The organism is Aliiroseovarius zhejiangensis, assembly GCF_014656375.1.
Taxonomy (GTDB): domain Bacteria; phylum Pseudomonadota; class Alphaproteobacteria; order Rhodobacterales; family Rhodobacteraceae; genus Aliiroseovarius; species Aliiroseovarius zhejiangensis.
In genome coordinates this window covers 35,449-60,769 of the sequence record NZ_BNCH01000007.1, presented here as the reverse complement: position 1 = coordinate 60,769, position 25,321 = coordinate 35,449, and the positions used below count along the sequence as shown (strand labels likewise).

Here is a 25,321-nt window from a genome sequence, read left to right as displayed (position 1 = left end):
CATTCACCCTAGGATATTTTCGGCCAGAAGAAACACTGATTACGTTAAGCCGAAACCCGTATAAGGCAGGAAGCGCACGGGGGTGCCGGGTGTGATGTCAAGTGCCTCGTCTGGCAGTTCGACAAGACCCGTGGCCCAGCTAAGGCCCGAGATGCGGCCGGAACCTTCGGATTTGAACGCTTCAACTTGACCCTCATCATTGACCCGCGCGCGCAGGTATTCGCGGCGTCCGCGCTTCTTGGATTTCGTGAAGGCGGCGGGCAGGTCAAAGGCTTGTGGGGTAAGCCAAGGGCCGCCCGCGAGTTTCGAGAAGGCGGGGCGGGCGAAGATCAGCGTGGTGATCAGGGCGGCGACAGGGTTGCCGGGCAGGCCAAAGACGGGCGTGCCGTTCCATTGGGCAAGTGCCAGCGGGCGGCCCGGTTTGATCGCGATGCGCCAGTGGTGCAGCGATCCGGTCTGTTCAAGCAGGGCCGAGACATGGTCTTCATCGCCCGCCGATGCGCCGCCGGAGGTCAGGATGACGTCCGCTTTGGTGGCCGCATCGTCAAAGGCACTGCGCAGCTTGTGTCGATCATCGGCCACATGCCCCAGATCGACCGGGGTGTAGCCCCAATTTTCCGCCAGTGACAGCAGCATCGGGCGATTGGCGTCATAGGTGCGGCCCACGTCCAGCGTGGTGCCGGGCTCAGTCAGTTCATCGCCGGTGGACAAGACGCCAACACGCAGTTTGGTATGGACCTGAGCATCCGGCAGGCCAAGCGCCGACAGAAGGGCCACATCCGGGGCGCGCATTTTGTGGCCTGCGGGCAGGGCAAGCTTGCCGGCGGCCACGTCTTCGCCTGTGGCGCGGGCGTTTGCGCCGGGCTTCACGCCTGAGGGAAAGCTGACGGTTTGGCCGTCGATCTGCACGTCTTCCTGCATCACGACGGTGTCGACCCCGTCGGGCAGCAGGGCACCAGTCAGGATGCGGATGGCGTGGCCCATTGGCACCGTGCCTGCAAAGGGTGCGCCAGCGGCGGCACGTCCATCGACAAGGGGCATCTGGATCGTGTCACCTGTCGGAAGCCCGGCATAAGCAAAACCATAGCCATCAACTGCCGCGTTTGCGCCGGGCGGGTTGGCGCGCACCGCCATATGGTCCGTTGCAAGAATACGGCCGCGCGCCTGTGCCAGAGGAATCGTTTCGGTGCCGGTGATGGGCGTCAGGCGGCTTTGCAGGGTCTCAAGCGCTTCGTCCACCGGGGTCCAATGCACGCCGGGGGGCAGGGCGAAACAGTCATTTGCCAGCTTGGCCGAGGATTTTCGGGCCATGCCCGTTGCGACCTCGATGAAAGCAGCAATGGCAGCGGTGTCGTCAAGGTCGAAAACTGGCAGGTCGATGTCGGGCAAGGGGGTGTCGCTGGCAACCGCGCGGATAGTGTCGTTTTTGGGGGCCAGCAGCGCCGCGCCCGTTGCCGCACGGTGGGCCTCGATCTTGGGGTGGGGGGCGGATTTGAACCCTTCGATCAACACCAGATCGCAGGGGGTCAGCCGGGCAATCAGGTCGTCAAGCGCGGGTTCCGCGGTGTCGCGCAGCTCGTGCAGGATCGTCACGCGGGCGGATGAGGTCAGCACGACCTCTTGCGCGCCCGCCCCGCGGTGGCGGTGCGTGTCGGTGCCGGGACGCTCCAGATCGACGCCGTGATGGGTGTGTTTCAGGGTCGAGACCCGCAGTCCCTTGGCGGTGAAATGAGTGATCAGACGCTCCATCAGCCCGGTTTTGCCGGAGTTTTTCCAGCCGGTGATGCCGAAGATTCTCATGGGGCGGACTCCAGCAAGGATTGGGCGCGGGTCAGGTCTTGGGGGGTGTTCACGTTGAAGAACGGGTCGAACGGGTCAGGGTCGAAAACGGCTTGCGCAGCGCCGTTGCTGTCGGTCCATTGCACGACCTTGCGCAGCCCGTCTTCAAGGGCGGTCCGCAGATCGTCGCGCAAGGTGACATCCCACAGCCCGAAGGTCGGTTGACGCATCGGGCCGCGATCAGGGTCCAGCGTGGCGGCAAGGACGATCGGAGCGTTGGCCGCGCGCGCCGCTTGCGTCAGCCGATCGACCAGATCGCGGGGGAAAAACGGGGTGTCTGCGGCGGCGGATACCACCTGCGTCGCACCTTGCGCCGCCGCCCAATCCAGCCCTGCAAGCACACCGGCCAAAGGCCCGGCAAACCCGTCGATGCTGTCGGGCAGGATCGGCAGTCCGAGGCCTGCAAACCGCGTGGGGTCGCCATTGGCGTTCAGGGCCATTGCCTCCACTTGCGGGGCCAGTCGGTCGATGACCTGCGACAGAAGCGTGCCATCCCCCAAGGGCAACAGCCCCTTGTCGCCCCCGCCCATCCGGGTGGCCAGACCACCCGCCAGAATGATGCCGACCGGCTTGGTCATGCGCCCGCCCCTTTGCGGCGGTGTTTGCGGTCTTCGCGCATCACATGCGCGGGGTCCATGTCGCGGATCAGGCGGTCTTCGCCGGACAGACAGGTGAACCGTTGCCCGCGCATCCGCCCGATCAGGGTTAAACCGACCTCGCGCGCGATTTCTACCCCCCACGCGGTGAAGCCAGAGCGGGAGACCAGCACGGGAATGCCCATTTGCGCGGTCTTTATCACCATCTCGGACGTCAGGCGGCCAGTCGTGTAGAGGATCTTGTCAGCCCCCGTGACGCTTTCGGACAGCATCCAGCCAGCCACCTTGTCGACGGCATTGTGGCGGCCCACATCCTCCATATAGACCAGCGGGCGGTCTTCCTGGCACAGAACCGTGCCGTGGATGGCGCCGGCTTCAAGATAGAGCGAGGGCGTGCGGTTGATCTTCTGCGCCAGCGCATACAGCCACGAGGTTTTCAGGGGGGCTGCGGGCAGGGTCAGCCCCTCCAACCCCTCCATCATGTCGCCGAACACGGTGCCGACCGCACAGCCCGAGGTGCGCGTTTTGCGCGCCAGCTTGTCTTCGTAGTCGGTCACGACCTCAGTGCGTACCACGACGGTGTCGATATCTTCGTCATAGTCCACACCCGTGATCTGGTCATCGTCGGACAGCATTCCCTGATTGCGCAGAAAGCCGAGCGCAAGATATTCGGGATAGTCACCGATGGTCATGGCGGTCACGATCTCGCGCTTATTCAGGAAGATGGTCAGCGGGCGTTCCTCTACGACCGATACATGGACGGGCGCACCTGTTTCGTCGAAGCCGTCCACCGCCCGCGTCAGGCGTGGATCGGCAGGGAGGGGCGCGATCAGATAGTCGGAAAGTTTGTCTTCGGTGGCCAATTGCAACTCCTGCCATGACGCCGTAAGCGTAGTGCGCAACTTAGGACCCGATGATGACTTCGTCCAACCCGAAACGACATTTCCTGCGCGGTGTGCGTGACGCTTTGCCATTCATCCTGGTGATCGTTCCCTTCGCTGCGCTGTTTGGCGTGGTCGCGACCGAAGCCGGTTTGAACGTGGTCGAGGTGATGAGCTTTTCTGTGCTGGTGATTGCTGGCGCGGCCCAGTTTACCGCGGTTCAGTTGATGACCGAGAATGCGCCGACGATCATCGTGATCCTGACTGCGTTGGCGGTGAACCTTCGCATGGCAATGTATAGCGCGTCCCTGACCCCCTATCTGGGCAAAGCCCCGATGTGGAAACGGGCGTTGGTTGCCTATTTCATGGTGGATCAGGCCTATGCCCTGTCCCAGATCAAGTTCGAGATGGAGCGCGATCTGACCGTGTCCGAGCGGTTCGCCTACTATATCGGGACTGTCGCGCCGCTGGCGCCGCTTTGGTATGGCGCAAGCTATGTGGGGGCTGTGGCCGGGGCGCAGGTGCCGCCGTCACTTGCGCTGGATTTTGCGCTGCCGATTACCTTTCTGGCGATGATTGCCCCTGCTTTGCGAACATTGGCGCATGTGGCTGCTGCAACGACATCGGTTGTTTTGGCGCTTTTGATGGCGTGGATGCCCTATGGCTCCGGCCTTCTGGTCGCCGCCATCGGCGCGATGATCGTCGGGGCGCAGGTCGAGCTTCTGATGACGCGAAAGGCGGGACAATGATCACGGATCACATCACGGTCTGGATCGTCATTGTCGCGTTGGCGATTGGCAGCTTCCTGATCCGGTTCAGTTTCCTTGGGATCGTCGGGGATCGCCCGATGCCGGAATGGCTGTTGCGCCACTTGCGTTACACGCCGGTCGCCGTGTTGCCGGGTCTGGTCGCGCCGCTGGTCCTGTGGCCCGCCGCGACCGGCGGGGTGACCGATCCGGCCCGGCTGGGTGCTGCACTGATGACCTTGTCGGTGGGGTATTTCAGCCGCAATGTGCTGGCCGCGATCCTGTCCGGGGCCGCCACGCTTTACGGGTTGCTTTACCTGCTGGGCTAGACGCGCGGGTCAGATGCCGCGCGTCAGAATCACGCCGTTTTCTTCCGGGTCGTTGTCATAGAATTTGCGTTCGGTCACCCCCGGAAAGGCTGCGAACTGATCCATGATCTTCTTCGGAAACATCGAGGGTTTGACCGACTGGAACCCGGGCAGGCTGCGCAGAATGGTCCCGACCGAAGTGGCGCATTGCGCTTTTGGCACCGCGCCATACCGTTCGACCGCCCGGATCGCCATTTCCGCCACCTGGGGGCTGACCACGATGTCCTGCCGCACCACGTGATAGGTGATGCGGGCATGGTAATCGATATAGAAATCGACCGCCTTGTCGGTCATGCCGTAATGCACGTCAAGCCGTTCGGGCAGGTTCGGGTGATGCCACGTCCCCGCCGGATCAAAGATCAGCCGCTCGGACCCGTTGATCATCAGCGCGGAATGAGCGCCTGCCCCGGATTTGTTCGAAATCACGGTGAACAAGGTGATCGTGGGTGGCCCGCCATGCCGGTACTTGGCGCGCGACACGGCCTCGTCGCTGGCCCAGACATTGTCTGCACCTCCGCAGGCCGCAAGCGTCAGCAACAGCGACACAGCCATGATCAATCGCAACATCGGGAAATCCTAACTCGATAACAGGCCGTAGCCTCAGGCGTTGAACATCGCCAGCAGAAGCAGCACCACCAAGAAAGCGATCACCGCGCGGGCTGAAAACTTTACAAAACCTTCAAAGGTTTTTTCCTGCTCGCTGGTGTCCATCGTTCCGTGTACGTGATCTTCCATCATGTGTCTTCCTGTTCACAAACCTGCGTTGAAGTTTCAATTACCCGATTTGTAATCGTCTGTCACGGGCCGGATTGCAGATCAGCCCTCGGCGGCGTCACTGTCCTCCAACTGGGCAGCCAGGCGAAACCCAATGCGATTGGGGGCTTCGCTTTCGATCCGTTTCGGCAGGGCGCGCAACATGACCGACAGCTGGCTGACATGCTGGATCAACTGCGTTTTCGTGCCTTCGCCATCCGACCCGTAGAATGTCAGCACATCAGGGTCGAAATACCCGATCCCTTCGATCCGCAGCACACCGGCATCGCCACCAGTGAAGCCCATCGCGACCTCGTGTTCATTGTCCAACTGTTCCTCGAAGTTCTTGATATAGAGAATCAGCCGCTCATAGGCCCATTCCGCCGGGCTTTTCTGTTCCAGCGGCGTTTCGGCCACCTTCTTGGGCAAGGGTTGGTCGTCGACGACAACGGGCCCGTCCTCGCTGCACCTGGCAGTATGCGCGCGGGGCGGGTTGGGGCGGTCGGTCTGCTTTTTCTTCGCCATCTGGCCTCACAACGATTTACAGTTCACTCTGCTCTTTGTGGCACACACATTCAGGGGCGTCACCTGACGATCGCGAGATCGCCTCGATCTTGCAAATACCGCGCAAGGGCCGACCGTGTATCTGGCCCGTCTGCACGCAGCAAAGGATGAGAACGTGAAAATAGGTTTCATAGGGTTGGGAAATGTCGGCGGGAAACTGGCTGGCAGTCTGCTTCGCAACGGCAGGGATCTGACGGTTCTGGATCTTGATCCTGACCGTGTTGCGGATTTCGTGGCGCGTGGGGCAAAGGCGTCGGACGACGCTTCCGATCTGATGCAGGGTTGCGACATCGTTATCACCTGTCTGCCATCGCCAGCGGCGTCCGCTGCTGTCGTCGGCCAGATGTTGGAGCACGTGCGACCCGGCAAAATCTGGCTGGAAATGTCCACCACCGACGAGGCCGAGGTCAAACGCCTGGGCGCCGAGGTGATCGCGCGCGGTGGCGCGGCGGTCGACTGCCCGGTGTCGGGCGGATGCCATCGGGCGGATACGGGCAATATCTCGATCTTTGCGGGCTGTGACCGGGCGACGTTTGAACGGGTGTTGCCGCTTCTGACCACCATGGGTCGCCGGGTTCTGCACACTGGCCCGCTTGGCTCGGCCTCGGTTCTGAAGGTGATGACGAATTATCTGGCCACCGCCAACCTGCTGACCTGTTGCGAGGCGTTGGTGACGATGAAAGCCGCCGGGCTTGATCTTGCGACCACCTATGAGGCGATCAAAATCTCGTCTGGCACGTCGTTCGTGCATGAAACGGAAAGTCAGGTGATCCTGAACGGATCGCGCGATATTTCCTTCACCATGGACCTTGTGAAAAAGGATATTGGCTTGTTTCAGGCGATTGCCGACCGGGCGGGCGTGCCGCTGGAAATCTCGCCCTTGATGGTCGAGATTTTCAATGACGGCATCGCGCGCTATGGCGACCGCGCGCAATCAGATGACATCATTCGCAGGCTGGAAGAGGCGACAGGGCTGGACATCACCGCCCCCGGCTTCCCCGCCGAGATGGTGGATGATGAGCCCGAAGAACCGGGGTATGAGGTGGTGCCGCGCGGGCGCAGCTAGGCTTTTTGCCAAAGCCACGCGCCATCTGCGCGGCGGGTGCGCGTGACGCGCCCTTCATGCAGCAGATGGTTCAAATGACCGACCGCCTCGACCAGCGCCAGCCCGTATTCACCCCCTGAGATCTCGCGCTTGAACAGCGGGGGGAAGCAATCACCAGCCACATGGGGCGTTTCCAGAAACGCCTCCAGCCGGTCCAGCGCGCCGTGGTGGTTGGCGATAAGTTGGCGCATCCGCGTCGGCAACCCGGTGAAGGGCAGTTTGTGGCCGGGCAGGACAAGTTGGTCCGGGGTTGCATATTGCGAAAGGCGTTCGCAGGCTTCCAGCCAGTCACCGACCGGGTCGGCCTCGGGTTCAGTAGCATAGACGCCAAGATTGGGGCTGATCGTGGCCAGAAGCTGGTCGCCGCCAATCACCAGCGCGCCATCGGTGGACCACAGCGTCGCATGTTCCGGTGCGTGGCCATTGCCGATCCGCACGTCCCAATCGCGCCCGCCAAAGTGAAGGCGGCTGCCCTCTTTGATGCGTGTGAAGCCCAGCGGCATGTCGGCGACAATGTCGGCATAGTTGAACGGGCGCTCCTTGAGCCGTTTCTCATACACCTCGCGCGCCATGCCCGCCGCGCGCCAAAAGGCAAGCGTTTCGTCCACCGGCACCATTTGTTCATCCAGCAGAAGCATCCGGGCAAACAGCCAAGCGGTGCGGGTGGTCACAAGTTCAGCCCCGTGGTCACGCTGAAACCACCCCGCCAGCCCCACATGGTCGGGGTGATGGTGGGTCACGATCACACGCGCGATGGGTTTGCCGCCCAATGGACCGGCCAACAACTTATCCCAAATGCGGCGTGTCTTGTTGGTGTCAAAGCCCGTGTCCACGATGGTCCAGCCGTCGGGGTCGTCAAAGGCAAAGACGTTGACGTGATCCAGCGCCATCGGCAAGGGCAGGCGCATCCAAAGCACGCCTTGCGCCACCTCGACCGCCTCGCCGTCGCCGGGGGCGTCGGGGAAGGGAAAGCGCAGCGGGCTTGCGACCGGTTTGTTCACGAGGCCAGATCTTCCGGGCTGAGCGCATAAAGCCCCGCCGCACCCGCGCGCGCCTGCGCAAACTGCGCGGTGTGTTCCGGCAGCAGACGGTTGATGTGGAACCGGGCCAGCGCAGACCGTGGCCCTTTGCCACCTTCGGCAATCGCAGCGCGCAGGTGGTAATGCGCCCCCAACACACGGGCAAAGCCCATCAAGAACGGAACGGCCCCGGCAAAACGATCCTGCATATCCGACTGTTCGACCATCCATTCGGTGGTTTCACGCAGGTCTTCCGCCGCCGACCAGACGGCTTCGGTCATGTTCGGAAACTCGGCACGGGCGGCTTCGGCCTGGCTTTCGATCTCGTCCAGCAGGCGGAAGGCGGCCTCGCCCCCGTCCATCAGCTTGCGCCCCACAAGGTCCATCGCCTGAATGCCGTTGGTGCCTTCATAGATCGCGGTCACACGCACGTCGCGCGAATGCTGGGCGGCGCCGGTTTCCTCGATATACCCCATGCCGCCATGGACCTGCACGCCAAGCTGGCTGACAAGGATGCCAACCTCGGTGCCATAGGCCTTGACGATGGGGGTCAAAAGCGCGGCGCGCGCTGTCCAGTCGTCGTCCCCCGTCGCGCGCGCCATATCAATGGCAAGTGCCAGCGACAGCGCCATCGACCGCGCCGCGAACAGCTCTGCCCGCATCTGGGTCAGCATCCGGCGCACATCGGCAAAGTCGATGATTGTGCCTGTGCCTGCGTCGCCCAACGGAGAGCGCCCCTGCTTGCGTTCCATCGCATAGGCCAGCGCCTCTTGATACGCGCGTTCACCGACGCCATAGCCCTGCACACCCACGCCCATGCGGGCGTTGTTCATCATGGTGAACATGGCGGCCATGCCTTTGTGTGGCTCACCAACCAGCCAACCCTTCGCCCCTTCAAAGGACATCACAGCGGTGGGGCTGCCGTGCAGACCCATCTTGTGTTCAAGGCTGACGACGCGCAGGCTGTTCGGCTCGCCCGGATTTCCGTCGGCGTCCGGGATCAGTTTCGGCACCAGAAACAGGCTGATCCCCTTTGTGCCGGGCGCCCCATCGGGTAGACGGGCCAGCACAAGGTGGCAGACATTGTCCGTGATGTCGTTGTCGCCCCACGAGATAAAGATCTTCTGCCCGGTGATCGCATAGGTGCCGTCGCCATTGTCCTCGGCCTTGGTGGACAGCGCCCCCACATCGGACCCCGCCTGCGGTTCGGTCAGGTTCATCGTGCCCGCCCATTCGCCGCTGATCAGCTTGGGCAGATACAGGTCTTTCAGCGTGTCCGAGGCGTGATGCTCCAGCGCTTCGATCTGGCCCTGCGTCATCAACGGGCACAGTTGCAACGACAGGCAACTGGCCGACATCATGTCATTCACCGCCGTTTGCAGGGTCAGCGGCAGGCCCATGCCGCCATATTCGGGGTCTGCGGCCATGCCGATCCAGCCGCCTTCGGCAATCGCCTTATAGCCATCCGCAAACCCCGGCGACGTCCGCACCACACCGTTTTCCAGCTTGGCAGGCGTCAGGTCGCCGTTGCGGTTCAAGGGCGCCAGAATATCCTCGCACATCTTGCCCGCTTCGGTCAGAACGGCCATGGCCACATCGGGGGTCGCATCCTCGAACAGCTCGGTTTCGGGCAGTTGGTTATAGCCGATGACATGGTCCAGCAGGAACTGGAAATCGTCGGTTGTCGCGCGATAGGTCATGGTCGATCCTTGGCAAATCTCTTGGCATCTGGGCGTTTGGCCATTAACTGGGCCTCTATTCCCCCATTACCGAAGGTCGGGGGGGTGGCAAAGGAAAACGCAGCGTCATGACCAAGGATGATCTGAACACGGAAACCCTGCCGGGTGACGCGGGCGGTGTCGCGCGGGCAGCCGAACTGCTGCGTGCCGGTGCCCTTGTGTCCTTCCCGACCGAGACGGTTTATGGCCTTGGCGCGGATGCCACCAACGATCATGCGGTCGCCCGCATCTTCGCGGCCAAGGGGCGCCCTCGTTTTAACCCGCTGATCGTGCATGTACCAACGCTCGAAGCGGTGCGCGACATCGCGGTGCTTGAGGGCGCGGCGCAGGATCTGGCGCAGGCGTTCTGGCCCGGCCCATTGACCTTGGTGCTGCCCCTGAAACCTGGCGGTCCCCTGTCGGCCTTGGTGTCTGCAGGCCTTCCCACAGTGGCGGTGCGGGTGCCGGCACATCCCCTGGGTCACGCGTTGCTTGAAGCTGCCGGCGTTCCCGTCGCCGCGCCCTCGGCCAACCCATCGGGCCGCATCAGCCCCTCGACCGCGCAACATGTGATGGACGGCCTGTCCGGCCGGATCGAGGCTGTGCTGGACGGTGGCCCCTGCGAGGTCGGGTTGGAAAGCACAATCGTCGGGTTCGAGCCCGCCCCGGTCCTGCTGCGCCCCGGCGGGCTGCCCGTCGAGGCGATTGAATCTGCGCTAGGCGGCCCCATCGCCGCGCGGCAGACCAGTGCAGGGATCACCGCGCCGGGGCAGCTATCGTCACATTATGCGCCGGAAGCAGAGTTGCGCCTGAACGCCGAAACCACCCGCCCCGGTGAGCGCCTGTTGGGATTTGGTCACGTGGACGCCGATCTGAACTTGTCACCATCGGGTGATCTGGTCGAGGCGGCGGCAAACCTGTTCAGATATCTGCACCAATTGGACGCCGAAGGGGACAGCCCAATTGCCGTGTCCCCGATTCCCGATCATGGGATGGGTCGCGCGATCAATGATCGCCTGCGCCGGGCTGCGGCGCCACGTGACTAAAGCGTTTCGCCTGAAACTTGAGACATCACTTAAGGCGAAACGCGCGCAACATATGAGCGGTACACTGCGTTTCGCGACAAGCTGTGATTCAGGTTTATCGCGAAACGCCTTAGCAGGCGATCAGGCGTGACCGCCTTCTGCTGACAGAAGCAGCGGATCAACCCCCAGCTTGGCCAACGCCGCCTTCCATTTCCCGTCGCTGTCATCGGCAAAGACGATGGCTTTCTCGGCGTCGCAGGTCAGCCAGGCGTTTTGCTGAATCTCGGCCTCCAACTGCCCCGGCGACCAGCCCGCATAGCCAAGCGCGGCCAAGGCGTTTTCCGGGCCTTCACCGTTGGCCATGGCTTCCAGAATATCACGCGTTGCGGTCATCGAAAACGCGTCGTCCACTTTCAGGGTCGAGGCATCGTTGTCATATTCCGCCGTATGCAGCACAAACCCGCGCCCACCTTCGACCGGGCCGCCGAAAAAGACATGCGCGGCCTTGGTCGTTGCGCCTGCATTGATGTCCAGCTGCGCCAGCACATCCCCCAGCGACACGTCGGGGGCAGGTTTGTTGATGATCAACCCCATCGCGCCTTCGGGCGAATGAGCGCACATGAAAACGACCGAGTGTTCAAACCGCGGATCGCCCATGCCCGGCATGGCGATCAGAAGTTTGCCGCTCAGGTCCATCGGCTTCGGGTCAGAGATGCTGTCATCCGTGCTCATATGTTCAGAAAACCGCCGCCCGTGGGGAAAGGCAAGATGCAATGGGTGGAAAATGGTAACGTTCTCTCCCTGAAATGTGATTTCACATTGAAGGCTCTGCGCTTATGTATCGGGGCATGAAGCTGAAATCCGCCATATCTGCTGCTGTTGTCGCGCTTGCGTCCTTTGCCGCGCCTGCGTTTTCCGGCAGCGGAATGCCGCCTGCACCTGAAGACGTGGTCAAGATCGACGTTCTGCCCGGTTGGCGGGATGCAAGCGGGCATCACGTCGCCGCGCTGCGCATCCGGCTGGCGGAGGGTTGGAAAACCTATTGGCGCGCGCCGGGCGAGGCGGGGATACCCCCAAGCCTGAACTGGCAGGGGTCGGGGAACCTGTCTGCCGTGCAGTTTCACTGGCCGGTGCCGGATGTCTTCACCTCGGGCGGGGTGCAATCCATCGGTTACGCACACGAGCTTGTGTTGCCCATGACCCTTGTTCCCAAGATGGCGGACAAGCCTATTTCGCTGTCCGGCAATGTCAATCTGGGCGTGTGCCTTGATGTCTGTATGCCGATGGACGCGAAGATTGCCGTTGAACTGCCCGCGCAAGGGGCGGGGTCGAAGGCACCGATCAAGCAGGCGCTGCGCCAACGACCCGATACCGCGGACGAGGCCGGGTTGCGCCGCGCGGTTTGCGATGTGGAGCCGACGAAAGATGGGCTGCGCGTCACCGTCAGAATGGATTTGCCCAAGCTTGGCCCGAACGAGGTGGTCGTGGTGGAAACCGCCGACCCCTCGGTCTGGGTGTCGCCGCGCATGACGAAGCGGCAGGGAAACGCCCTGATCACCGTGGCCGATCTTGTGCCCGGCAGCGGCAAATCGATCCTGCTGAACCGCTCTGACCTGCGGATGACCGTTTTAGCGGCCGGGCGCGGCGTTGATATACGCGGCTGCACCGGCGGCTGACGTCAGGCACACAGCTCTGGCGATCTTGAGGTCATTGGTCGCCCCTGCCCGCAATCCTGCCGCCTTTCCCGTTGCGATCCCCCGTACCCCGCCCTATACGGTTGGACGACGAAGCCCATCGGGCCAGAGAGGTTGGCTGTCGAAGATCGACCCGCAACGGGGATCGGACACAGCGTCGTCGATGACAAGGGACAGCCTCTTTGCGCCCAGATTCTGCGTGAAAGGATGTCTGCATGACCCGACTGATACTTCTTGCCTTTGGCCTTTTGGCTGGCCCCGCCATCGCCCATCCCGGCCATATCGGAGAGATTGCCGGACATGGTCACGTCGGCGGCATGATCCTGATCGGGCTGGCGGCCGCTATCGGGCTTTGGGCTGCGCTGAAGGGGGCGAAAGCGTCGCAAGCCGACGATGCAGGAGAAGCCGCCGATGATACTTCCGACGAAGACGAATTGCAGGAGGCATAGACCATGTCGAAGATTGGTGTGATGATCTGCGGCCACGGCTCGCGCAGCCAGGACGCGGTGGATCAGTTCGCCGTGCTGGCCGAAAAGCTGCCTGCTTTGCTGCCCAAGGACTGGATGACCGACTATGGCTATCTGGAGTTTGCCAACCCGGTGATCCGCGACGGGCTGGACCGTCTGCGCGAGGCGGGGTGTGATCGCATTCTGGCCGTGCCCGGGATGCTGTTCGCTGCGATGCACACGAAAAATGACATCCCGACTGTCCTGAACACCTATGCCAAGAAGCATGGGATCGAGGTCAGCTATGGCCGCGAGTTGGGGGTGGACCCCAAGATGATCGCTGCCGCCGGGGATCGCGTGCGCGAGGCTGTCGAACGTGCCAATGCCGAACATGGTGACGTGCCGCTTGAGGAAACATGCCTTGTGGTGATCGGGCGCGGCGCCTCGGACCCCGATGCCAATGGCAACGTCGCCAAGGTGGCGCGCCTGCTACAGGAGGGCATGGGCTTCGGCTGGCTTGAGGTCGGGTATTCCGGTGTGACCTTCCCTCTGGTCGAACCGTGCCTGAACCACGTGGTCAGGCTGGGCTACAAGCGGGTCGTGGTGTTCCCTTATTTCCTGTTCTCGGGCATCCTGATCGACCGGATTTATGGCTTCACCGACAAGGTCGCGGCTTCCCATCCCGAGATTGAATTCGTGAAGGCCGGGTATCTGAACGACCACCCCAAGGTGTTGGAGACCTTCGCTGAACGGATCACCGAACAGCTTGGCACCGTGCCGCCACCCAACTGCGGCACCTGTGGATATCGCACGCAGGTTCTGGCGCTGGAGGGTGATGAGGACCGCACCATTCCGGTCGAAGAACGCGCCAAGCATCCGGCCTATGCCGATGTGCCACCCCCGACTTGCGTGATGTGCAAATACCGGGTCGAGGTGTTGGGGTTTGAAGCCGAAGTCGGCGCCATTCAGGAAAGCCACCACCACCATGTCGAAGGGCAGGGGGCGTCTGCACCAGGGTCGAACGTGGCGGATTGTTCGTTCTGCGACACCTTCTGCACCGGCGAATGCCGCCTGCATATGGGGCACCACCATCACCACGACCATGATCATCATGGCCATGGCCACCCCCATGATCACCACCACCATCACCATCACCATCACGATCATCACCATGATCACGTGCATGCCGAATACCCCCATGCAAAACACCCGCACGGACCAGAATCGGCGCGCTCAAAATGAGCGAAGGTGGCCGCTCCTCGGGCCCCAACGGGGCCGCACCCACGCGCCCCGCGCTCAGGTATGAACGCGATCCGGGCGCCATCTATGCGCAGTCCTTCGCGACCCTGCGCAAGGAAGCACGGCTGGATCGGTTTCCCGGCGGTATGGCGGCGCTTGCGACCCGCGTGATCCACGCCTGCGGCATGGTCGAGGTGGCGGATCGTCTGGCCTTTTCGCCAAACGCTTATGAGGTCGGTCACGCCGCTCTGATGGCCGGTGCACCGGTGTTTTGCGATTGCGAAATGGTCGGGGCGGGTATCATTCGCCGCTATCTGCCTGCGGAGAATGACGTGATCGTCACGTTGAACGATCCGTCGGTTCCGGGCCTTGCAAAGAAGATTGGCAACACACGCTCTGCCGCTGCGGTCGAGCTGTGGCTGGACCGGCTGGACGGCGCCGTGGTCGCCGTGGGGAACGCCCCCACGGCCCTGTTCCACCTGCTGGAACTGATCGACGCAGGTGCCCCAAAACCCGCTGTGATCCTTGGATTCCCGGTCGGGTTCGTGGGTGCCGCCGAAAGCAAGGCGGAACTGGCGAACAACCCGCGCGGTTGCGAATTTGTCGCGTTGCGCGGGCGGCGCGGCGGATCAGCCATCGCATCGGCCGCGGTCAACGCGCTGGCCGCCGGATTGCCGGAGGAAACAACATGAATACCCCGTGGCTCCATATCGTCGGGATTGGAGAGGATGGACTTGATGGTCTGACCCCCGCCACCCGCGCCGTTGTCGACGCCGCCGAAGTGATCGTCGGCGGCACCCGTCACCATGACCTGATCGAAGGCGATGCCGAGCGTCTGGCCTGGCCGTCGCCCTTCGACAGCCTGATTGACGAACTGATCAGTCGCGCGGGCAAGCGTGTTGTTGTTCTGGCGACGGGCGATCCGCTTTGGTATTCGGTCGGGGCCAAAATCGGTCGTCATATCGACTCGACGCAGATCGTCTATCACCCACAGGTGGGCGCATTCCAACTGGCCGCTGCGCGCATGGGATGGTCGATGGCTGATCTGGAAACACTGACCGTGCATGGTCGCCCGGTCGAGCAGATGATCGCCTTCATCCAGCCCGACATCCGGCTTCTTGTTCTGACCACCGGGGCAGAAACGCCGGGTCAGATCGCGCGGTTCTTGACCGAGCGTGGCTTTGGCAAATCCCGCATGACCGTGCTGGCCCATATGGGTGGCAAGGACGAGGCGCGGTTCGACGGCATTGCCGAAAACTGGAATCACGATGTGCCGGAGTTCAACACGCTGGCCGTGGAATGCGTCGCCGCCCCCGATGCCGCGCTGTTGCCGCGCGTTCCGGGGCTGGCGGATGATCTGTTCCAAAGCGACGGCACCATGACCAAGCAAGAGGTCCGCGCGGTCACGCTGGCCAAACTCATGCCGATGCGTGGGGCGTTGCTGTGGGACATCGGCACCGGATGCGGCTCGATTGCGATCGAATGGATGCGTGGCGCACGCTATGCCCGCGCCATCGGTGTCGAACCGCGCGCGGATCGTCGCGCCATGGCGGCGGCAAATGCGCTGGCGCTGGGCGTGCCGAAGTTGGACCTGGTCGAAGGGAAAGTGCCCGATGCTCTGGTCGGGTTGGAGGCACCCGATGCGATCTTCATCGGCGGCGGCTTGTCGGAAGCAGTTTTCGATGCCGCCTGGTCCGAGCTGAAACCGTTGGGGCGACTGGTGGCCAACGCTGTCACAATTGAAAGCGAGATGTGCCTGACCGCCCTGCATCAAAAACATGGGGGTCAACTGGTGAAGCTGTCCGTTGAACGCGCCGAGCCACTCGGGCCCCATTCCGGCTGGAAACCGCTGCGCCCCGTCACACAGTGGAGCCTGATCAAAAGATGAGCGGAACACTTTACGGTGTGGGCCTTGGGCCGGGCGACCCCGACCTGATGACGCTTCGGGCGGCGCGGCTGATTGGATCTGCCAAAGTGGTCGCCTTCCCGACGCTGGAAGGCGGCGACAGCTTTGCCCGCTCGATTGCTGCGCATCTGATCGCGGACAGCGCGGACGAGATCGCAATGGACATCCCGATGACCGTCGAGCGTGCCCCTGCACAAAAAGCGTATGACGCGGGTGCCGCCAAGATCGCCGCGCGGCTGGAAGCCGGGGATGACGTGGTGGTGCTGTGCGAAGGCGACCCGTTTTTCTATGGTTCCTTCATGTATCTGTTCGCCCGCCTGGCCGATCGGTTCCGGACCGAGATCGTGCCGGGCGTCACCTCGGTCACCGCTTGCGCTGCCCGCGCTCGCAGCCCCTTGGTGGCACGCAACGAACGGCTGACCGTCTTGCCCGGTCCGTTGCCCGAAGACGAGTTGCGCGCCCGTATCGAAGGGGCCGAAAGTGTGGCGATCATGAAGGTGGGGCGCCACCTTCGCAAGATACGTGGTGTGATCGAAGATTTGGGACTGGTCGACAAAGCCACCTATATCGAACGTGCCTCGCTGCCGGAGGAGGTCGTTCTGCCCTTGGCCGATGCACCCCCCAAAGCCCCTTATTTTTCGATGATCCTTCTTGCGAAAGGAAATGATCCATGGCTGTGACGCCTGTTGTCGTGTGTCTGAACAAATCAGGCGAGAAACTGGCCCATCGGGTCGCCAAGCTGTTGGATGCGCAGGTGCACGGTCGTGAGGGACGCGTCTCTGCGGCAGATGCTTTCTTTCCAAATGCGCTGGATCACGTGCGGATGCTGTTTGCAGCTGGCACACCCGTGGTTGGTGTCTGTGCGTCCGGCATTCTGATCCGCGCGGTTGCGCCGCTTCTGGCGGACAAAACCACCGAGCCGCCCGTGGTCTCTGTCTCGGATGATGGATCGGTTGTGGTGCCTTTGTTAGGCGGGCATCGCGGTGCGAACCGTCTGGCCAGCCGGGTCGCGGAAGAAATCGGTGCGACCGCTGCCGTCACCACGGCGGGCGATGTGTCGCTGGGGGTGGCGCTGGACGAACCCCCCTTGGGCTATCGCCTTGCCAATCCCGAAGACGCGAAAGAGGCGATGGCGGAACTCTTGTCAGGTGCCGGGGTCTCGGTCACGGGTGAGAATATCTTTGATATCGAGGATACGGGCGGCGCGGTCGAACTGGCCGTGAGCGAAGCGCCCGTCGAGACCGGCCCAACCCGTCTGGCCTACCACCCGCAGCGCTTTGCGCTGGGCGTGGGCTGTGCGCGCAACGCGGACCCCGAAGAGCTGTGGCAGAACGTGTCCGAACAGCTGACCGCCGCCAATATCGCGCCCGAAGCGATTGCCTGTGTGACCTCACTGGATTTGAAGGCGGACGAGCTGGCGATGACCCAACTGGCCCGCCGTCTGGGTGTGCCGTTCCGTGTGTTCTCTGCCGCCGATTTGGAAGCGCAAACCGCGCGTCTGGCAAATCCGTCTGACGTGGTATTCGAAGAAGTTGGTTGTCATGGTGTGTCCGAAGGGGCCGCGCTGGCCGCTGCCGGTCCCGACGCCGAACTGGTCGTGCCAAAGGTCAAAACCGCCAACACCACCTGCGCCATTGCCCGCGCCCCCGATCCGATCACCGAAATGCCGGGTCGCGCGCGCGGCAAGCTCTCGATCGTCTCGATCGGGCCGGGCCAGCACACATGGCGCACACCCGAAGCGAGCCACCTGTTGCAGGAAGCCGAGGAACTGGTGGGGTACGGCCTTTACATCGACCTGATCGGGCCTTTGGCGGCGGGCAAAACCCGCTCTGATTTCCCGCTGGGTGGCGAAGAAGATCGTTGCCGTTACGCGCTGGAACAGGCGGGCAAAGGCAAGAACGTGGCGCTGGTCTGTTCGGGGGATGCGGGCATCTATGCGATGGGCGCGCTGGTCTATGAGCTGTTGGATCGGTCGGAAGAAGAGAAGGGTGTCACCGATGCCGCCCGCCGCGTCGAAGTGGTGTCCACCCCCGGTGTGTCGGCGCTGCAAGGGGCTGCTGCGCGGGCTGGTGCGCCATTGGGCCATGATTTCTGCGCGATTTCGCTCTCCGATCTGCTGACCCACCGCGAAGACATCGTGAAGCGCCTTCATGCTGCCGCCGAAGGGGATTTCGTGATCGCCTTTTATAACCCGGTGTCGATGAAACGCCGCACGCTGTTGGCCGAAGCACGTGACATTCTACTCAAACACCGACCGGCGGATACGCCTGTTATGCTGGCCTCCAATCTGGGTCGCCCCACTGAGAACATCCGCTATCGCCGGCTGGACGAGCTGGAGGTCGATGAGGTCGACATGCTGACCGTGGTGCTGGTCGGATCGAGTAACTCGCGCCTCGCCCAATTGGGCGATGGCCCGCGTATGTTCACCCCGCGCGGCTATGCCCGCCGCATCGACGGAGATCTGTCATGACCGTTTATTTCATTGGCGCAGGCCCCGGTGACCCCGAATTGCTGACCCTGAAAGCCCAGCGTGTGATCGGCGAATGCCCGGTTTGCCTTTACGCAGGGTCCTTGGTGCCGCCGCAGGTGGTGGCCTGCGCGCCCGAAGGGGCCAAGGTCATGGACACCGCGCCCATGACGCTCGATGATACCCACGCCGAAATCCTTGCCGCCCACAAACGCGGCGAAGACGTGGCGCGGGTGCATTCGGGTGATCCGTCGCTTTATGGTGCAATTGCCGAGCAAATCCGCCGTCTGAACGCGGACGGGATCGACTATCAGGTCATCCCCGGCGTGCCCGCCTATGCCGCCGCCGCCGCCGCTCTGGGGCAGGAACTCACCATCCCTGAAATTGCCCAGTCGATTGTGCTGACCCGCATGTCGATGCAGTCGACTTCGATGCCCGAGGGCGAGAGCCTTGAGAACTTCGCCAAGACCGGTGCGACGCTGGCCATTCACCTGGCCGTGCGCAATATGCGGGAAATCGAACGGGTGCTGACGCCGTATTATGGCGAAGATTGCCCGGTGGTCGTCGCCTACCGCGTTGGCTGGCCGGACGAAATGTTCATTCGTGGCACCATCGCTGACATCCGCAAGAAAGTGCGGGCCGAGAAAATCACCCGCACCGCGCTGATCCTCGTCGGTCCCGCGCTGGATCGCGGTCGCGATTTCAAGGACAGCGCGCTTTATGACCCGGCGGTGCCCCATGTTCTGCGCCCGGTGGTTGGCGTCGATCTGGTGGAAGACCACAATACCTGATCCGCATGGCGTCGTGATGCGTATAGGTCCCATGATGTGAGGACATGCTAGGTGACGGGATGAGCGAAAACGACGCGGCACTATTGTTGTTCCGAGACGATCTGCGACTGTCAGATCACCCCGCGCTAACCGCTGCGGTGCAGGCCGGTCATCGCCTGACCTGCGCGTTCATTCTGGACCCGGATGCGCCCTATCCACCGGGCGGCGCGCGCAAGTGGTGGCTGCATCATGCCCTGGCGGCATTGTCAGAACAGGTGGCGGATCTTGGCGGGCAACTGGTGCTGCGCCACGGCACCTCATTCGACGAACTGACGAGGCTGCGCGATGAAACCGGCGCCAAACATATCTATTGGAGCCGTCGATACACCCCCGATGAGGTCGCAGCCGACACGACGTTGAAGGCCGATCTGACCGCACAGGGCTGCACCGTGCACAGTCACCCTGGCAGATATTTGTTGGAGCCATGGCGGGTCACCACCAAATCCGGCACGCCGTTCAAGGTGTTTTCGCCTTTCTGGCGCGCCTGCCGCGAAGACATCCGCGCGACCGGTTTGGGTGATCCTCTGCCAACTCCCAAGAAGATCAACTTCGGCGCTCATCTTCCCTCGGTGCCGCTGGATGAAGTCGACCTGCTGCCGACCGCGCCCAACTGGGCGAAGGGGTTTGAACCCTTGTGGCAACCCGGTGAAGCCGGTGCATGGGCGCGGCTGGATGCCTTTCTGGAAGAGGGCGCACAGGGTTATGCCAAGGGGCGCGATTTCCCGGCAGAGCCGCATACCTCGCGCCTGTCGCCCTATCTGCAATCGGGCAATATCAGCCCGCGCCAGGTCTGGGCGGCGCTGGACCGGGCCGAGCATCTGGGCCAGATGTCGGGCCGCGATGCTGAGAAATTTCGCGCCGAACTGGGCTGGCGCGACTTCGCAGCCTATCTTCTGTTTCACAACCGCGATTTCGAGGATTGCGAGTTCCAACCCAAATTTCGCGACTTCCCGTGGCGCTATGACAAGGACGACCTGACCGCGTGGCAGAAAGGGCAAACCGGTTACCCCATCGTTGACGCGGGGATGCGTGAGCTTTGGCAGACCGGCTACATGCACAACCGGGTGCGCATGGTGGTGGCCTCGTTTCTTGTAAAACATCTGCGAATCGACTGGCGGGCGGGACGTGACTGGTTCTGGGATACGCTGGTGGATGGCGATCTGGCGTCAAACGCGGCCAGTTGGCAGTGGGTGGCAGGCTGTGGTGCCGATGCGGCCCCCTATTTCCGGGTTTTCAATCCGATGACACAGGCTGAAAAGTTTGACCCCAACGGCGATTATATCCGCAAATACGTGCCCGAGATCGCGGGCCTTCCCGACAAATACCTGGCCGCGCCGTGGACGGCGCCGGACGATGTGCTGGAGGACGCGGGCGTCGTATTGGGCGACACCTATCCCGCCCCGATGGTGGATCATGCCACCGCCCGCAAGGCGGCTTTGGACGCGTTCGAAGGGCTGAGCGCCGGCGCGGAGTGATCCGACCCGCCAGATCGTCGCAAAAACCTTCACTTGACCGTTACACATTCCGTGGCATCATGGGCCGGGTTTTGGAGGTGGAACATGCTGGAATACTTGCCGAAAGAGGTGCGCGAAGGGCTGGACGCCGCCCGCAAGAAGGACCTCAAGAAGAAAAACAGGCTGCGCATACGCTTCAACGAAGAGGTCTTTCCGATCCTCGATTTCTGGGACGGCGGCTTTGCCCTTGATGCCGAACGCGCCCCCCACCTGCGCGGGCTTGTGGACCTGTATGACGGGTCGCGCCACCTGTACCAGTGTCTGATCATCGCGTCCGAAGAAGATAACGGCCAGATGAAGTACGAGTTCAAATGGCGGGCCGAAGCCCATGACAAAGCCCCGCTGGATTTCGCCCGCGAAGAAAACGCGCCGGTCGCCCTGATCGAAGAGCAGATCCAGACTTCGTGACCGCAGGGGTCAGGGCCTGATCTCGACCGGCGTTCCGATGGGGGTCACGGCCCACAATTCCTCGATTTCGGCGTTGGACACAGCGATGCAACCATTGGTCCAGTCCATCAGGATCGGGTCCGGGGATTTGCGCCGGTTCGGTTGCCCGTGAATGAAAATGTCGCCGCCCGGATCAACCCCGTCGGCGTGGGCGCGCGCCTTGTCTTCGGGCAGCGGATAGTCAAGCCCCAGCGACAGGTGAAACGCGCTCTGCTCGTTGCGGCGATCTATCTTGAACAGACCTTCCGGGGTCTTGCCGTCCCCTTCCAACACCTTGTCACCTTCGGGCGCGAAGCCCAGCGCGATGTTATAGGTGCGTACAGGTGTGTCGCCCTGAAACACCACCATCCGCCGCTCTGATTTCTCGATCACGATGCGGTCGATCTGACCGATGATCGGCTCCAGCGTTGCGGGCGGTGCTGGCGGCGTATAGCGGTCCCACAGGATGAAGCCCAACAGCCCGACAAGGGCCAGAAGGGTGAGCCTGGAAAAGAAATGCGCCAATCGGGTCATGTCGCGCATCTGTGCCAAGCGCGTGATGGGATCAAGCCAGAACTTCGGCAGGGATTCGCGCTGGGCGGTTCTCTGCCGGTTGAAATACTATTGAAGGTCGCTGAAGGCGCGTTTCATGCGGGCGACGGCCTCTTCGACGCGCGCGCCTTGCGTGGCCAGATTGAACCGCTGGAAGCCGTCGCCGCCGGTGCCGAAGGCCGGGCCGGGGTTGACCGCGATTTTCGCATCATCACGAATGCGCGCCGTGACCTCATCATGTGACATGCCGGTGCCCGAAAAATCCACCCAGGCCAGATAGGTGGCTTGCAGGGGCATCGAGGACAAGCCCGGAATGCTGTTGATCCCTTCATCAAACAGCGCCTTGTTGCGCGCCAGATGGGCGATCTGCTCATCCACCCATTTCGCGCCGTCAGGTGAATAAGCGGCGGTGATCATCGCAACGGCAATCATGCCCGGCGCATAGTCAAGCTTGTTCAACTGGCTGTACATATCCGCCCGGAGCCTGTCGTCGGGAATGATCATGTTTCCTGTGCGCTGACCCGCGATGTTGAAGGTCTTTGACGCCGCCGTCAGTGTCACCATCCGCGACACTGCATCGGGCGCGGCAACTGCCATCGGAACGAAGGTGTTGCCGGGATAGACCAGATCGTGGTGGATTTCATCGGCCACCAGCAACAACCCGTTGCGGTCGGCAAACGCGGCCACGGCCCGCAGTTCATCTTCGGTCCAGACCCGGCCCGAGGGGTTCTGTGGCGAACACCAGAGCAGAACCTTTTCATTGCCCGTCAGGCGTGACTGCGCGTCGTCCAGATCAAGCTCGTACCGGTCGCCGTTCAGGGCAAGAGGGCATTCCACCACCTGCCGGTTGTTCTTGCGAACTTTTATCGCGAACTCATGATAAACGGGCGTGAAAATCACGACCCCGTCCCCCGGTTCGCTCCAGACATTCAGGCACAAGGCAATTGAGTTGCCCAACCCTTGGCTGGTCAGGACCCATTCCGGGTCTACCTCCCATCCGTGGCGGGTCTTCATCCACCATGCAACCGCGTTGCGGTATTCCGGGTACTCCCAGGAATAGCCGAAGACGCCATGGTCGGCGGCGCGCTTTACGGCGTCGATGACGCAGGGTGCAGTGGGATAATCGCTGTCGGCGGTCCACATGGCCAGCCCGTCGTCTGGCGAGACGCCAAACAGTTTCTCCATCTTGTCCCATTTCGATGAATGGGTGCCGCGGCGGTCGATGATCTTGTCGAAGCTCATGGGGTCTCCTTTCTGGTGGCACGGTAGCGTTTTGGGCGGCAGGCGCAAGTCGCGTTGCCGTCAGCGCGGCGACAGGTTTGGGGGCATCGTGACACGCCCCCATTGCGCAAGGGCCACCCATGGCCTAAATCCACCGCATGAGCATTAAACCGATCCTGATCCATCCCGACCCGCGCCTCAAGAAGGTTGCCGACGCAGTCCCTGACCTTTCGGATGACCTGCGCCAACTGGCTGACGACATGCTGGAAACCATGTATGACGCGCCGGGCATCGGTCTGGCGGCGCCGCAGGTCGGCGTCTTGACCCGGCTGATCGTGATGGATTGCGTGCGTGACGAAGACGAGCCGCCGCAGCCAGTGATCATGTTCAATCCCGAGGTCATCCTGTCCTCAGACGAATTGAACACCTATGAAGAAGGCTGTCTGTCGATCCCCGAGCAGTTTGCCGAGGTGACACGCCCGAAAGAGGTCTCGGTCCGTTGGGTCGACCGTGACGGGAACGTGCAAGAGCGGGATTTTGACGGGCTGTGGGCAACCTGCGTGCAGCACGAGATTGATCACCTGAACGGCAAGCTGTTCATCGACTATCTGAAGCCGCTCAAGCGGCAGATGATCACGCGAAAAATGCAAAAGCTGAAACGTGAAATGGCGCGGATGTGACCCACCGCCCGTATCTGAGATATCCGCATAAATGCCTGCGCACGGCGGCTGATCCGGTGGCCGAGGTGACGGATGACACCCGCGCGATCTGGGACGAGATGATCGAGGCCATGGACGCCATGCCCGGCGTTGGTCTTGCCGCGCCGCAGCTTGGTATCATGCAACGCTTGGCGGTGGTGGATGCGTCCGACGAGCGCGGCAAGGCGGTCAGGATGGCGAACCCGGAAATCCTGCACCGCTCGATCGAATTTCGCGACCATGAAGAAGCCAGCCCCAACCTGCCCGGTGTCTCGGCCGTGATCAGTCGCCCGCGCGCGGTGACGGTACGGTTTCTTAACGAAGACGGTGCAGAGCAGGAACAGGATTTCGTCGGCATCTGGGCCACATCGGTTCAACACCAGATCGACCATCTGAACGGGCGGATGTATTTTGACCATCTGTCCAAGGTGAAACGCGACATGCTGATCAAGAAAGCAAGGAAACTGGCGCGATGAGACTTGTGTTCATGGGCTCGCCCGACTTCTCGGTGCCGGTGCTGGAGGCGCTGGTGGAGGCCGGGCACGAGATTGCCGCCGTCTATTGCCAACCGCCCCGTCCCGCCGGTCGCGGCAAGAAAGACCGCCCCGGTCCGGTTCATGCTCGCGCCGAAGAACTGGGTTTGGAGGTGCGCCACCCAGTCTCGCTGAAGGGAGCCGATGAACAAGCGGCGTTCGCTGCGCTAAATGCTGATATCGCCGTCGTCGTGGCCTATGGTCTGATCCTGCCGCAAGCGGTGCTTGATGCGCCCAAGCACGGCTGTCTGAACATCCATGCCTCACTTCTGCCGCGCTGGCGCGGGGCCGCGCCCATTCATCGCGCGATCATGGCGGGCGACGCCGAGACCGGCGTTTGCATCATGCAGATGGAGGCCGGGTTGGACACTGGCCCTGTGCTGCTGCGTGAGGTGACACCCATCGGCGCCGAGGAAACCACCGCCGGGTTGCACGACCGCCTGTCCGCGATGGGTGCGCGTCTGATCGTGCAGGCGCTGGACCGCTTGCCCGACCTGATCCCCGTGCCGCAACCGGACGAGGGCGTGACCTATGCCCACAAAATCGACAAGGCCGAGGCGCAGATCGACTGGACCCGTCCGGCCATCGAGGTGGATCGCCTGATCCGCGGACTGTCGCCCTTTCCAGGTGCGAAATGCGATATGGGGGGCGCGCAGGTGAAACTGCTGGCTTCGCGCATCGCGGATGGCGCGGGCGCACCGGGTCAGGTTCTGGACGGGCTGACCATCGCCTGCGGGGATGGCGCGGTCGAGGTGCTGCGCGCCCAACGCCCCGGCAAACGCGCGATGGAGGCCGACGAATTCCTGCGCGGTTTCGACATGCCCGCGATGGTGAAATAGCCCTTACAATCCGGCCCGTTCACGCCCATATTCCAACCATGCCGGTTATCATGCTGATCATATTCGGAGCGGCCGCCGGGTTTCTGGCGACGCGGATCATGGATTTGCGCACTGATGTGCCGACCACGATTGCAATCGGTGTGGCCGGGGCACTGATTGGGGGTTTTGTTCTGCGATCCATTGCGATGCTCGGCGGCATGGCGTTTGGCTTTGTCGGCGCCGTCGTCGGGGCGATGTTCCTGATCTGGGTCTGGCAGTGGTACAGTGGACGGCGCAAATAGGCGCGACCCGGTTTCGTGGCGAAACGTCCTTATTTTGCAGGGTTTCCTTAATCTTTGATTA

At 62.5% G+C, this 25,321-nt stretch carries 29 protein-coding genes; 18 read left to right on the top strand and 11 right to left on the bottom strand.

All coding sequences use genetic code 11. The features are described 5' to 3' along the window. Positions 1–39: 39 nt before the first annotated feature. The 3 genes from IE188_RS13975 to IE188_RS13965 are packed head-to-tail and all read right to left on the bottom strand — an operon-like array spanning position 40 to position 3,304. Positions 40–1,800, bottom strand: a complete 1,761-nt coding sequence (locus IE188_RS13975) for a bifunctional molybdopterin-guanine dinucleotide biosynthesis adaptor protein MobB/molybdopterin molybdotransferase MoeA (protein WP_191287134.1) — start codon at positions 1,798–1,800, stop codon at positions 40–42. Further along, entirely contained in the window at positions 1,797–2,417 is a 621-nt protein-coding gene (gene mobA, locus IE188_RS13970) for a molybdenum cofactor guanylyltransferase MobA (protein ID WP_191287133.1), read from the bottom strand. Before mobA ends, IE188_RS13975 begins: the two co-directional genes overlap by 4 nt. Then, on the bottom strand, positions 2,414–3,304 hold the full coding sequence (locus tag IE188_RS13965; protein WP_229836862.1) for a formate dehydrogenase accessory sulfurtransferase FdhD: 891 nt from the start codon (positions 3,302–3,304) through the stop codon (positions 2,414–2,416). The genes mobA and IE188_RS13965 overlap by 4 nt, the downstream gene beginning before the upstream one ends. Before the next feature lie 47 nt (positions 3,305–3,351). On the opposite strand from IE188_RS13965, the gene IE188_RS13960 reads away from it, so the two are divergent. Then, positions 3,352–4,065: an AzlC family ABC transporter permease gene (locus tag IE188_RS13960; RefSeq protein WP_191287131.1), complete on the top strand. Its 714-nt coding sequence runs from the start codon at positions 3,352–3,354 to the stop codon at positions 4,063–4,065. Further along, positions 4,062–4,391, top strand: coding sequence for an AzlD domain-containing protein (locus tag IE188_RS13955; protein WP_191287130.1), 330 nt, complete (start codon positions 4,062–4,064; stop codon positions 4,389–4,391). The genes IE188_RS13960 and IE188_RS13955 overlap by 4 nt, the downstream gene beginning before the upstream one ends. A 9-nt stretch (positions 4,392–4,400) precedes the next feature. On the opposite strand, the gene IE188_RS13950 is transcribed toward IE188_RS13955, so the two are convergent. The 3 genes from IE188_RS13950 to IE188_RS13940 all read right to left on the bottom strand — a co-directional run bounded on the left by IE188_RS13950 (position 4,401) and on the right by IE188_RS13940 (position 5,708). Then, positions 4,401–4,997: a hypothetical protein gene (locus tag IE188_RS13950; RefSeq protein WP_191287129.1), complete on the bottom strand. Its 597-nt coding sequence runs from the start codon at positions 4,995–4,997 to the stop codon at positions 4,401–4,403. Between the two features lie 33 nt (positions 4,998–5,030). Further along, positions 5,031–5,168: an aa3-type cytochrome c oxidase subunit IV gene (locus IE188_RS13945; RefSeq protein ID WP_308442459.1), complete on the bottom strand. Its 138-nt coding sequence runs from the start codon at positions 5,166–5,168 to the stop codon at positions 5,031–5,033. Between the two features lie 78 nt (positions 5,169–5,246). Next, a complete protein-coding gene (locus IE188_RS13940; protein ID WP_229836844.1) occupies positions 5,247–5,708 on the bottom strand; it encodes a DUF6173 family protein in 462 nt (153 codons plus the stop codon). Between the two features lie 154 nt (positions 5,709–5,862). Here IE188_RS13940 and IE188_RS13935 point away from each other — a divergent pair, with 154 nt between their 5' ends. After that, a complete protein-coding gene (locus IE188_RS13935) occupies positions 5,863–6,813 on the top strand; it encodes an NAD(P)-dependent oxidoreductase (protein WP_191287128.1) in 951 nt (316 codons plus the stop codon). Here the strand turns inward: IE188_RS13935 and IE188_RS13930 are convergent. Together IE188_RS13930 and IE188_RS13925 are read right to left on the bottom strand one after the other, a co-directional pair. Continuing rightward, positions 6,810–7,853, bottom strand: coding sequence for an MBL fold metallo-hydrolase (locus IE188_RS13930; RefSeq protein WP_229836843.1), 1,044 nt, complete (start codon positions 7,851–7,853; stop codon positions 6,810–6,812). The genes IE188_RS13935 and IE188_RS13930 overlap by 4 nt on opposite strands. Continuing rightward, positions 7,850–9,571 (bottom strand): acyl-CoA dehydrogenase, encoded by a 1,722-nt coding sequence (locus IE188_RS13925; RefSeq protein WP_191287127.1) that lies wholly within the window; start codon positions 9,569–9,571, stop codon positions 7,850–7,852. The genes IE188_RS13930 and IE188_RS13925 overlap by 4 nt, the downstream gene beginning before the upstream one ends. Before the next feature lie 107 nt (positions 9,572–9,678). Here IE188_RS13925 and IE188_RS13920 point away from each other — a divergent pair, with 107 nt between their 5' ends. Next, entirely contained in the window at positions 9,679–10,635 is a 957-nt protein-coding gene (locus IE188_RS13920) for an L-threonylcarbamoyladenylate synthase (protein ID WP_191287126.1), read from the top strand. A 120-nt stretch (positions 10,636–10,755) separates the two neighbouring features. Here the strand turns inward: IE188_RS13920 and IE188_RS13915 are convergent, their stop codons facing one another. Further along, positions 10,756–11,346 (bottom strand): YqgE/AlgH family protein, encoded by a 591-nt coding sequence (locus IE188_RS13915; RefSeq protein WP_229836841.1) that lies wholly within the window; start codon positions 11,344–11,346, stop codon positions 10,756–10,758. Positions 11,347–11,462: 116 nt separating this feature from the next. Between IE188_RS13915 and IE188_RS13910 the strand changes: the two genes are divergently transcribed. The 10 genes from IE188_RS13910 to IE188_RS13865 all read left to right on the top strand — a co-directional run bounded on the left by IE188_RS13910 (position 11,463) and on the right by IE188_RS13865 (position 21,118). After that, positions 11,463–12,290, top strand: a complete 828-nt coding sequence (locus IE188_RS13910; RefSeq protein WP_229836837.1) for a protein-disulfide reductase DsbD domain-containing protein — start codon at positions 11,463–11,465, stop codon at positions 12,288–12,290. Positions 12,291–12,523: 233 nt separating this feature from the next. Next, positions 12,524–12,757 carry a DUF6732 family protein gene (locus tag IE188_RS13905; protein ID WP_191287124.1) on the top strand — a complete coding sequence of 78 codons (234 nt, stop codon included), beginning with the start codon at positions 12,524–12,526 and terminating at the stop codon, positions 12,755–12,757. A gap of 3 nt (positions 12,758–12,760) precedes the next feature. After that, on the top strand, positions 12,761–13,996 hold the full coding sequence (locus tag IE188_RS13900) for a sirohydrochlorin chelatase (protein ID WP_191287123.1): 1,236 nt from the start codon (positions 12,761–12,763) through the stop codon (positions 13,994–13,996). After that, positions 13,993–14,685 carry a precorrin-8X methylmutase gene (locus IE188_RS13895; protein WP_191287122.1) on the top strand — a complete coding sequence of 231 codons (693 nt, stop codon included), beginning with the start codon at positions 13,993–13,995 and terminating at the stop codon, positions 14,683–14,685. The genes IE188_RS13900 and IE188_RS13895 overlap by 4 nt, the downstream gene beginning before the upstream one ends. Beyond that, positions 14,682–15,881: a precorrin-6y C5,15-methyltransferase (decarboxylating) subunit CbiE gene (gene cbiE, locus IE188_RS13890; RefSeq protein WP_191287121.1), complete on the top strand. Its 1,200-nt coding sequence runs from the start codon at positions 14,682–14,684 to the stop codon at positions 15,879–15,881. The genes IE188_RS13895 and cbiE overlap by 4 nt, the downstream gene beginning before the upstream one ends. Beyond that, positions 15,878–16,579 carry a precorrin-2 C(20)-methyltransferase gene (cobI, locus tag IE188_RS13885; protein WP_191287120.1) on the top strand — a complete coding sequence of 234 codons (702 nt, stop codon included), beginning with the start codon at positions 15,878–15,880 and terminating at the stop codon, positions 16,577–16,579. Before cbiE ends, cobI begins: the two co-directional genes overlap by 4 nt. Next, complete coding sequence (gene cobJ, locus IE188_RS13880) at positions 16,570–18,369, top strand: precorrin-3B C(17)-methyltransferase (protein ID WP_191287119.1); 1,800 nt, start codon at positions 16,570–16,572, stop codon at positions 18,367–18,369. Before cobI ends, cobJ begins: the two co-directional genes overlap by 10 nt. Continuing rightward, complete coding sequence (gene cobM, locus IE188_RS13875) at positions 18,366–19,157, top strand: precorrin-4 C(11)-methyltransferase (protein ID WP_191287118.1); 792 nt, start codon at positions 18,366–18,368, stop codon at positions 19,155–19,157. The genes cobJ and cobM overlap by 4 nt, the downstream gene beginning before the upstream one ends. A 59-nt stretch (positions 19,158–19,216) precedes the next feature. Further along, on the top strand, positions 19,217–20,671 hold the full coding sequence (locus IE188_RS13870; protein WP_191287117.1) for a cryptochrome/photolyase family protein: 1,455 nt from the start codon (positions 19,217–19,219) through the stop codon (positions 20,669–20,671). A gap of 84 nt (positions 20,672–20,755) precedes the next feature. Next, a complete protein-coding gene (locus IE188_RS13865; protein ID WP_191287116.1) occupies positions 20,756–21,118 on the top strand; it encodes a hypothetical protein in 363 nt (120 codons plus the stop codon). Between the two features lie 9 nt (positions 21,119–21,127). Here IE188_RS13865 and IE188_RS13860 read toward each other — a convergent pair whose 3' ends face one another. Together IE188_RS13860 and IE188_RS13855 are read right to left on the bottom strand one after the other, a co-directional pair. Continuing rightward, positions 21,128–21,670: a L,D-transpeptidase family protein gene (locus IE188_RS13860; RefSeq protein WP_191287115.1), complete on the bottom strand. Its 543-nt coding sequence runs from the start codon at positions 21,668–21,670 to the stop codon at positions 21,128–21,130. 87 nt (positions 21,671–21,757) lie between these two features. Beyond that, positions 21,758–22,930: a MalY/PatB family protein gene (locus IE188_RS13855; RefSeq protein ID WP_191287114.1), complete on the bottom strand. Its 1,173-nt coding sequence runs from the start codon at positions 22,928–22,930 to the stop codon at positions 21,758–21,760. A gap of 137 nt (positions 22,931–23,067) precedes the next feature. Between IE188_RS13855 and def (IE188_RS13850) the strand changes: the two genes are divergently transcribed. The 4 genes from def (IE188_RS13850) to IE188_RS13835 are packed head-to-tail and all read left to right on the top strand — an operon-like array spanning position 23,068 to position 25,260. Further along, positions 23,068–23,589, top strand: coding sequence for a peptide deformylase (def, locus tag IE188_RS13850; protein ID WP_191287113.1), 522 nt, complete (start codon positions 23,068–23,070; stop codon positions 23,587–23,589). After that, a complete protein-coding gene (gene def, locus IE188_RS13845; protein ID WP_191287112.1) occupies positions 23,586–24,083 on the top strand; it encodes a peptide deformylase in 498 nt (165 codons plus the stop codon). The genes def (IE188_RS13850) and def (IE188_RS13845) overlap by 4 nt, the downstream gene beginning before the upstream one ends. Continuing rightward, positions 24,080–24,979 (top strand): methionyl-tRNA formyltransferase, encoded by a 900-nt coding sequence (fmt, locus tag IE188_RS13840; RefSeq protein ID WP_191287111.1) that lies wholly within the window; start codon positions 24,080–24,082, stop codon positions 24,977–24,979. Before def (IE188_RS13845) ends, fmt begins: the two co-directional genes overlap by 4 nt. A 50-nt stretch (positions 24,980–25,029) precedes the next feature. Continuing rightward, a complete protein-coding gene (locus IE188_RS13835) occupies positions 25,030–25,260 on the top strand; it encodes a GlsB/YeaQ/YmgE family stress response membrane protein (protein ID WP_308442458.1) in 231 nt (76 codons plus the stop codon). Positions 25,261–25,321: the final 61 nt, after the last annotated feature.

Bases quoted from the DNA above. Each gene is read 5' to 3' on its own strand.
- IE188_RS13975 (WP_191287134.1), bottom strand. From the start codon at position 1,800: ATGAGAATCTTCGGCATCACCGGCTGGAAAAACTCCGGCAAAACCGGG.
- mobA (WP_191287133.1), bottom strand. From the start codon at position 2,417: ATGACCAAGCCGGTCGGCATCATTCTGGCGGGTGGTCTGGCCACCCGG.
- IE188_RS13960 (WP_191287131.1), top strand. From the start codon at position 3,352: ATGACTTCGTCCAACCCGAAACGACATTTCCTGCGCGGTGTGCGTGAC.
- IE188_RS13955 (WP_191287130.1), top strand. From the start codon at position 4,062: ATGATCACGGATCACATCACGGTCTGGATCGTCATTGTCGCGTTGGCG.
- IE188_RS13950 (WP_191287129.1), bottom strand. From the start codon at position 4,997: ATGTTGCGATTGATCATGGCTGTGTCGCTGTTGCTGACGCTTGCGGCC.
- IE188_RS13945 (WP_308442459.1), bottom strand. From the start codon at position 5,168: ATGATGGAAGATCACGTACACGGAACGATGGACACCAGCGAGCAGGAA.
- IE188_RS13940 (WP_229836844.1), bottom strand. From the start codon at position 5,708: ATGGCGAAGAAAAAGCAGACCGACCGCCCCAACCCGCCCCGCGCGCAT.
- IE188_RS13925 (WP_191287127.1), bottom strand. From the start codon at position 9,571: ATGACCTATCGCGCGACAACCGACGATTTCCAGTTCCTGCTGGACCAT.
- IE188_RS13920 (WP_191287126.1), top strand. From the start codon at position 9,679: ATGACCAAGGATGATCTGAACACGGAAACCCTGCCGGGTGACGCGGGC.
- IE188_RS13915 (WP_229836841.1), bottom strand. From the start codon at position 11,346: ATGAGCACGGATGACAGCATCTCTGACCCGAAGCCGATGGACCTGAGC.
- IE188_RS13910 (WP_229836837.1), top strand. From the start codon at position 11,463: ATGAAGCTGAAATCCGCCATATCTGCTGCTGTTGTCGCGCTTGCGTCC.
- IE188_RS13905 (WP_191287124.1), top strand. From the start codon at position 12,524: ATGACCCGACTGATACTTCTTGCCTTTGGCCTTTTGGCTGGCCCCGCC.
- IE188_RS13900 (WP_191287123.1), top strand. From the start codon at position 12,761: ATGTCGAAGATTGGTGTGATGATCTGCGGCCACGGCTCGCGCAGCCAG.
- IE188_RS13895 (WP_191287122.1), top strand. From the start codon at position 13,993: ATGAGCGAAGGTGGCCGCTCCTCGGGCCCCAACGGGGCCGCACCCACG.
- cbiE (WP_191287121.1), top strand. From the start codon at position 14,682: ATGAATACCCCGTGGCTCCATATCGTCGGGATTGGAGAGGATGGACTT.
- cobI (WP_191287120.1), top strand. From the start codon at position 15,878: ATGAGCGGAACACTTTACGGTGTGGGCCTTGGGCCGGGCGACCCCGAC.
- cobJ (WP_191287119.1), top strand. From the start codon at position 16,570: ATGGCTGTGACGCCTGTTGTCGTGTGTCTGAACAAATCAGGCGAGAAA.
- cobM (WP_191287118.1), top strand. From the start codon at position 18,366: ATGACCGTTTATTTCATTGGCGCAGGCCCCGGTGACCCCGAATTGCTG.
- IE188_RS13870 (WP_191287117.1), top strand. From the start codon at position 19,217: ATGAGCGAAAACGACGCGGCACTATTGTTGTTCCGAGACGATCTGCGA.
- IE188_RS13865 (WP_191287116.1), top strand. From the start codon at position 20,756: ATGCTGGAATACTTGCCGAAAGAGGTGCGCGAAGGGCTGGACGCCGCC.
- IE188_RS13860 (WP_191287115.1), bottom strand. From the start codon at position 21,670: ATGACCCGATTGGCGCATTTCTTTTCCAGGCTCACCCTTCTGGCCCTT.
- IE188_RS13855 (WP_191287114.1), bottom strand. From the start codon at position 22,930: ATGAGCTTCGACAAGATCATCGACCGCCGCGGCACCCATTCATCGAAA.
- def (WP_191287113.1), top strand. From the start codon at position 23,068: ATGAGCATTAAACCGATCCTGATCCATCCCGACCCGCGCCTCAAGAAG.
- fmt (WP_191287111.1), top strand. From the start codon at position 24,080: ATGAGACTTGTGTTCATGGGCTCGCCCGACTTCTCGGTGCCGGTGCTG.
- IE188_RS13835 (WP_308442458.1), top strand. From the start codon at position 25,030: ATGCTGATCATATTCGGAGCGGCCGCCGGGTTTCTGGCGACGCGGATC.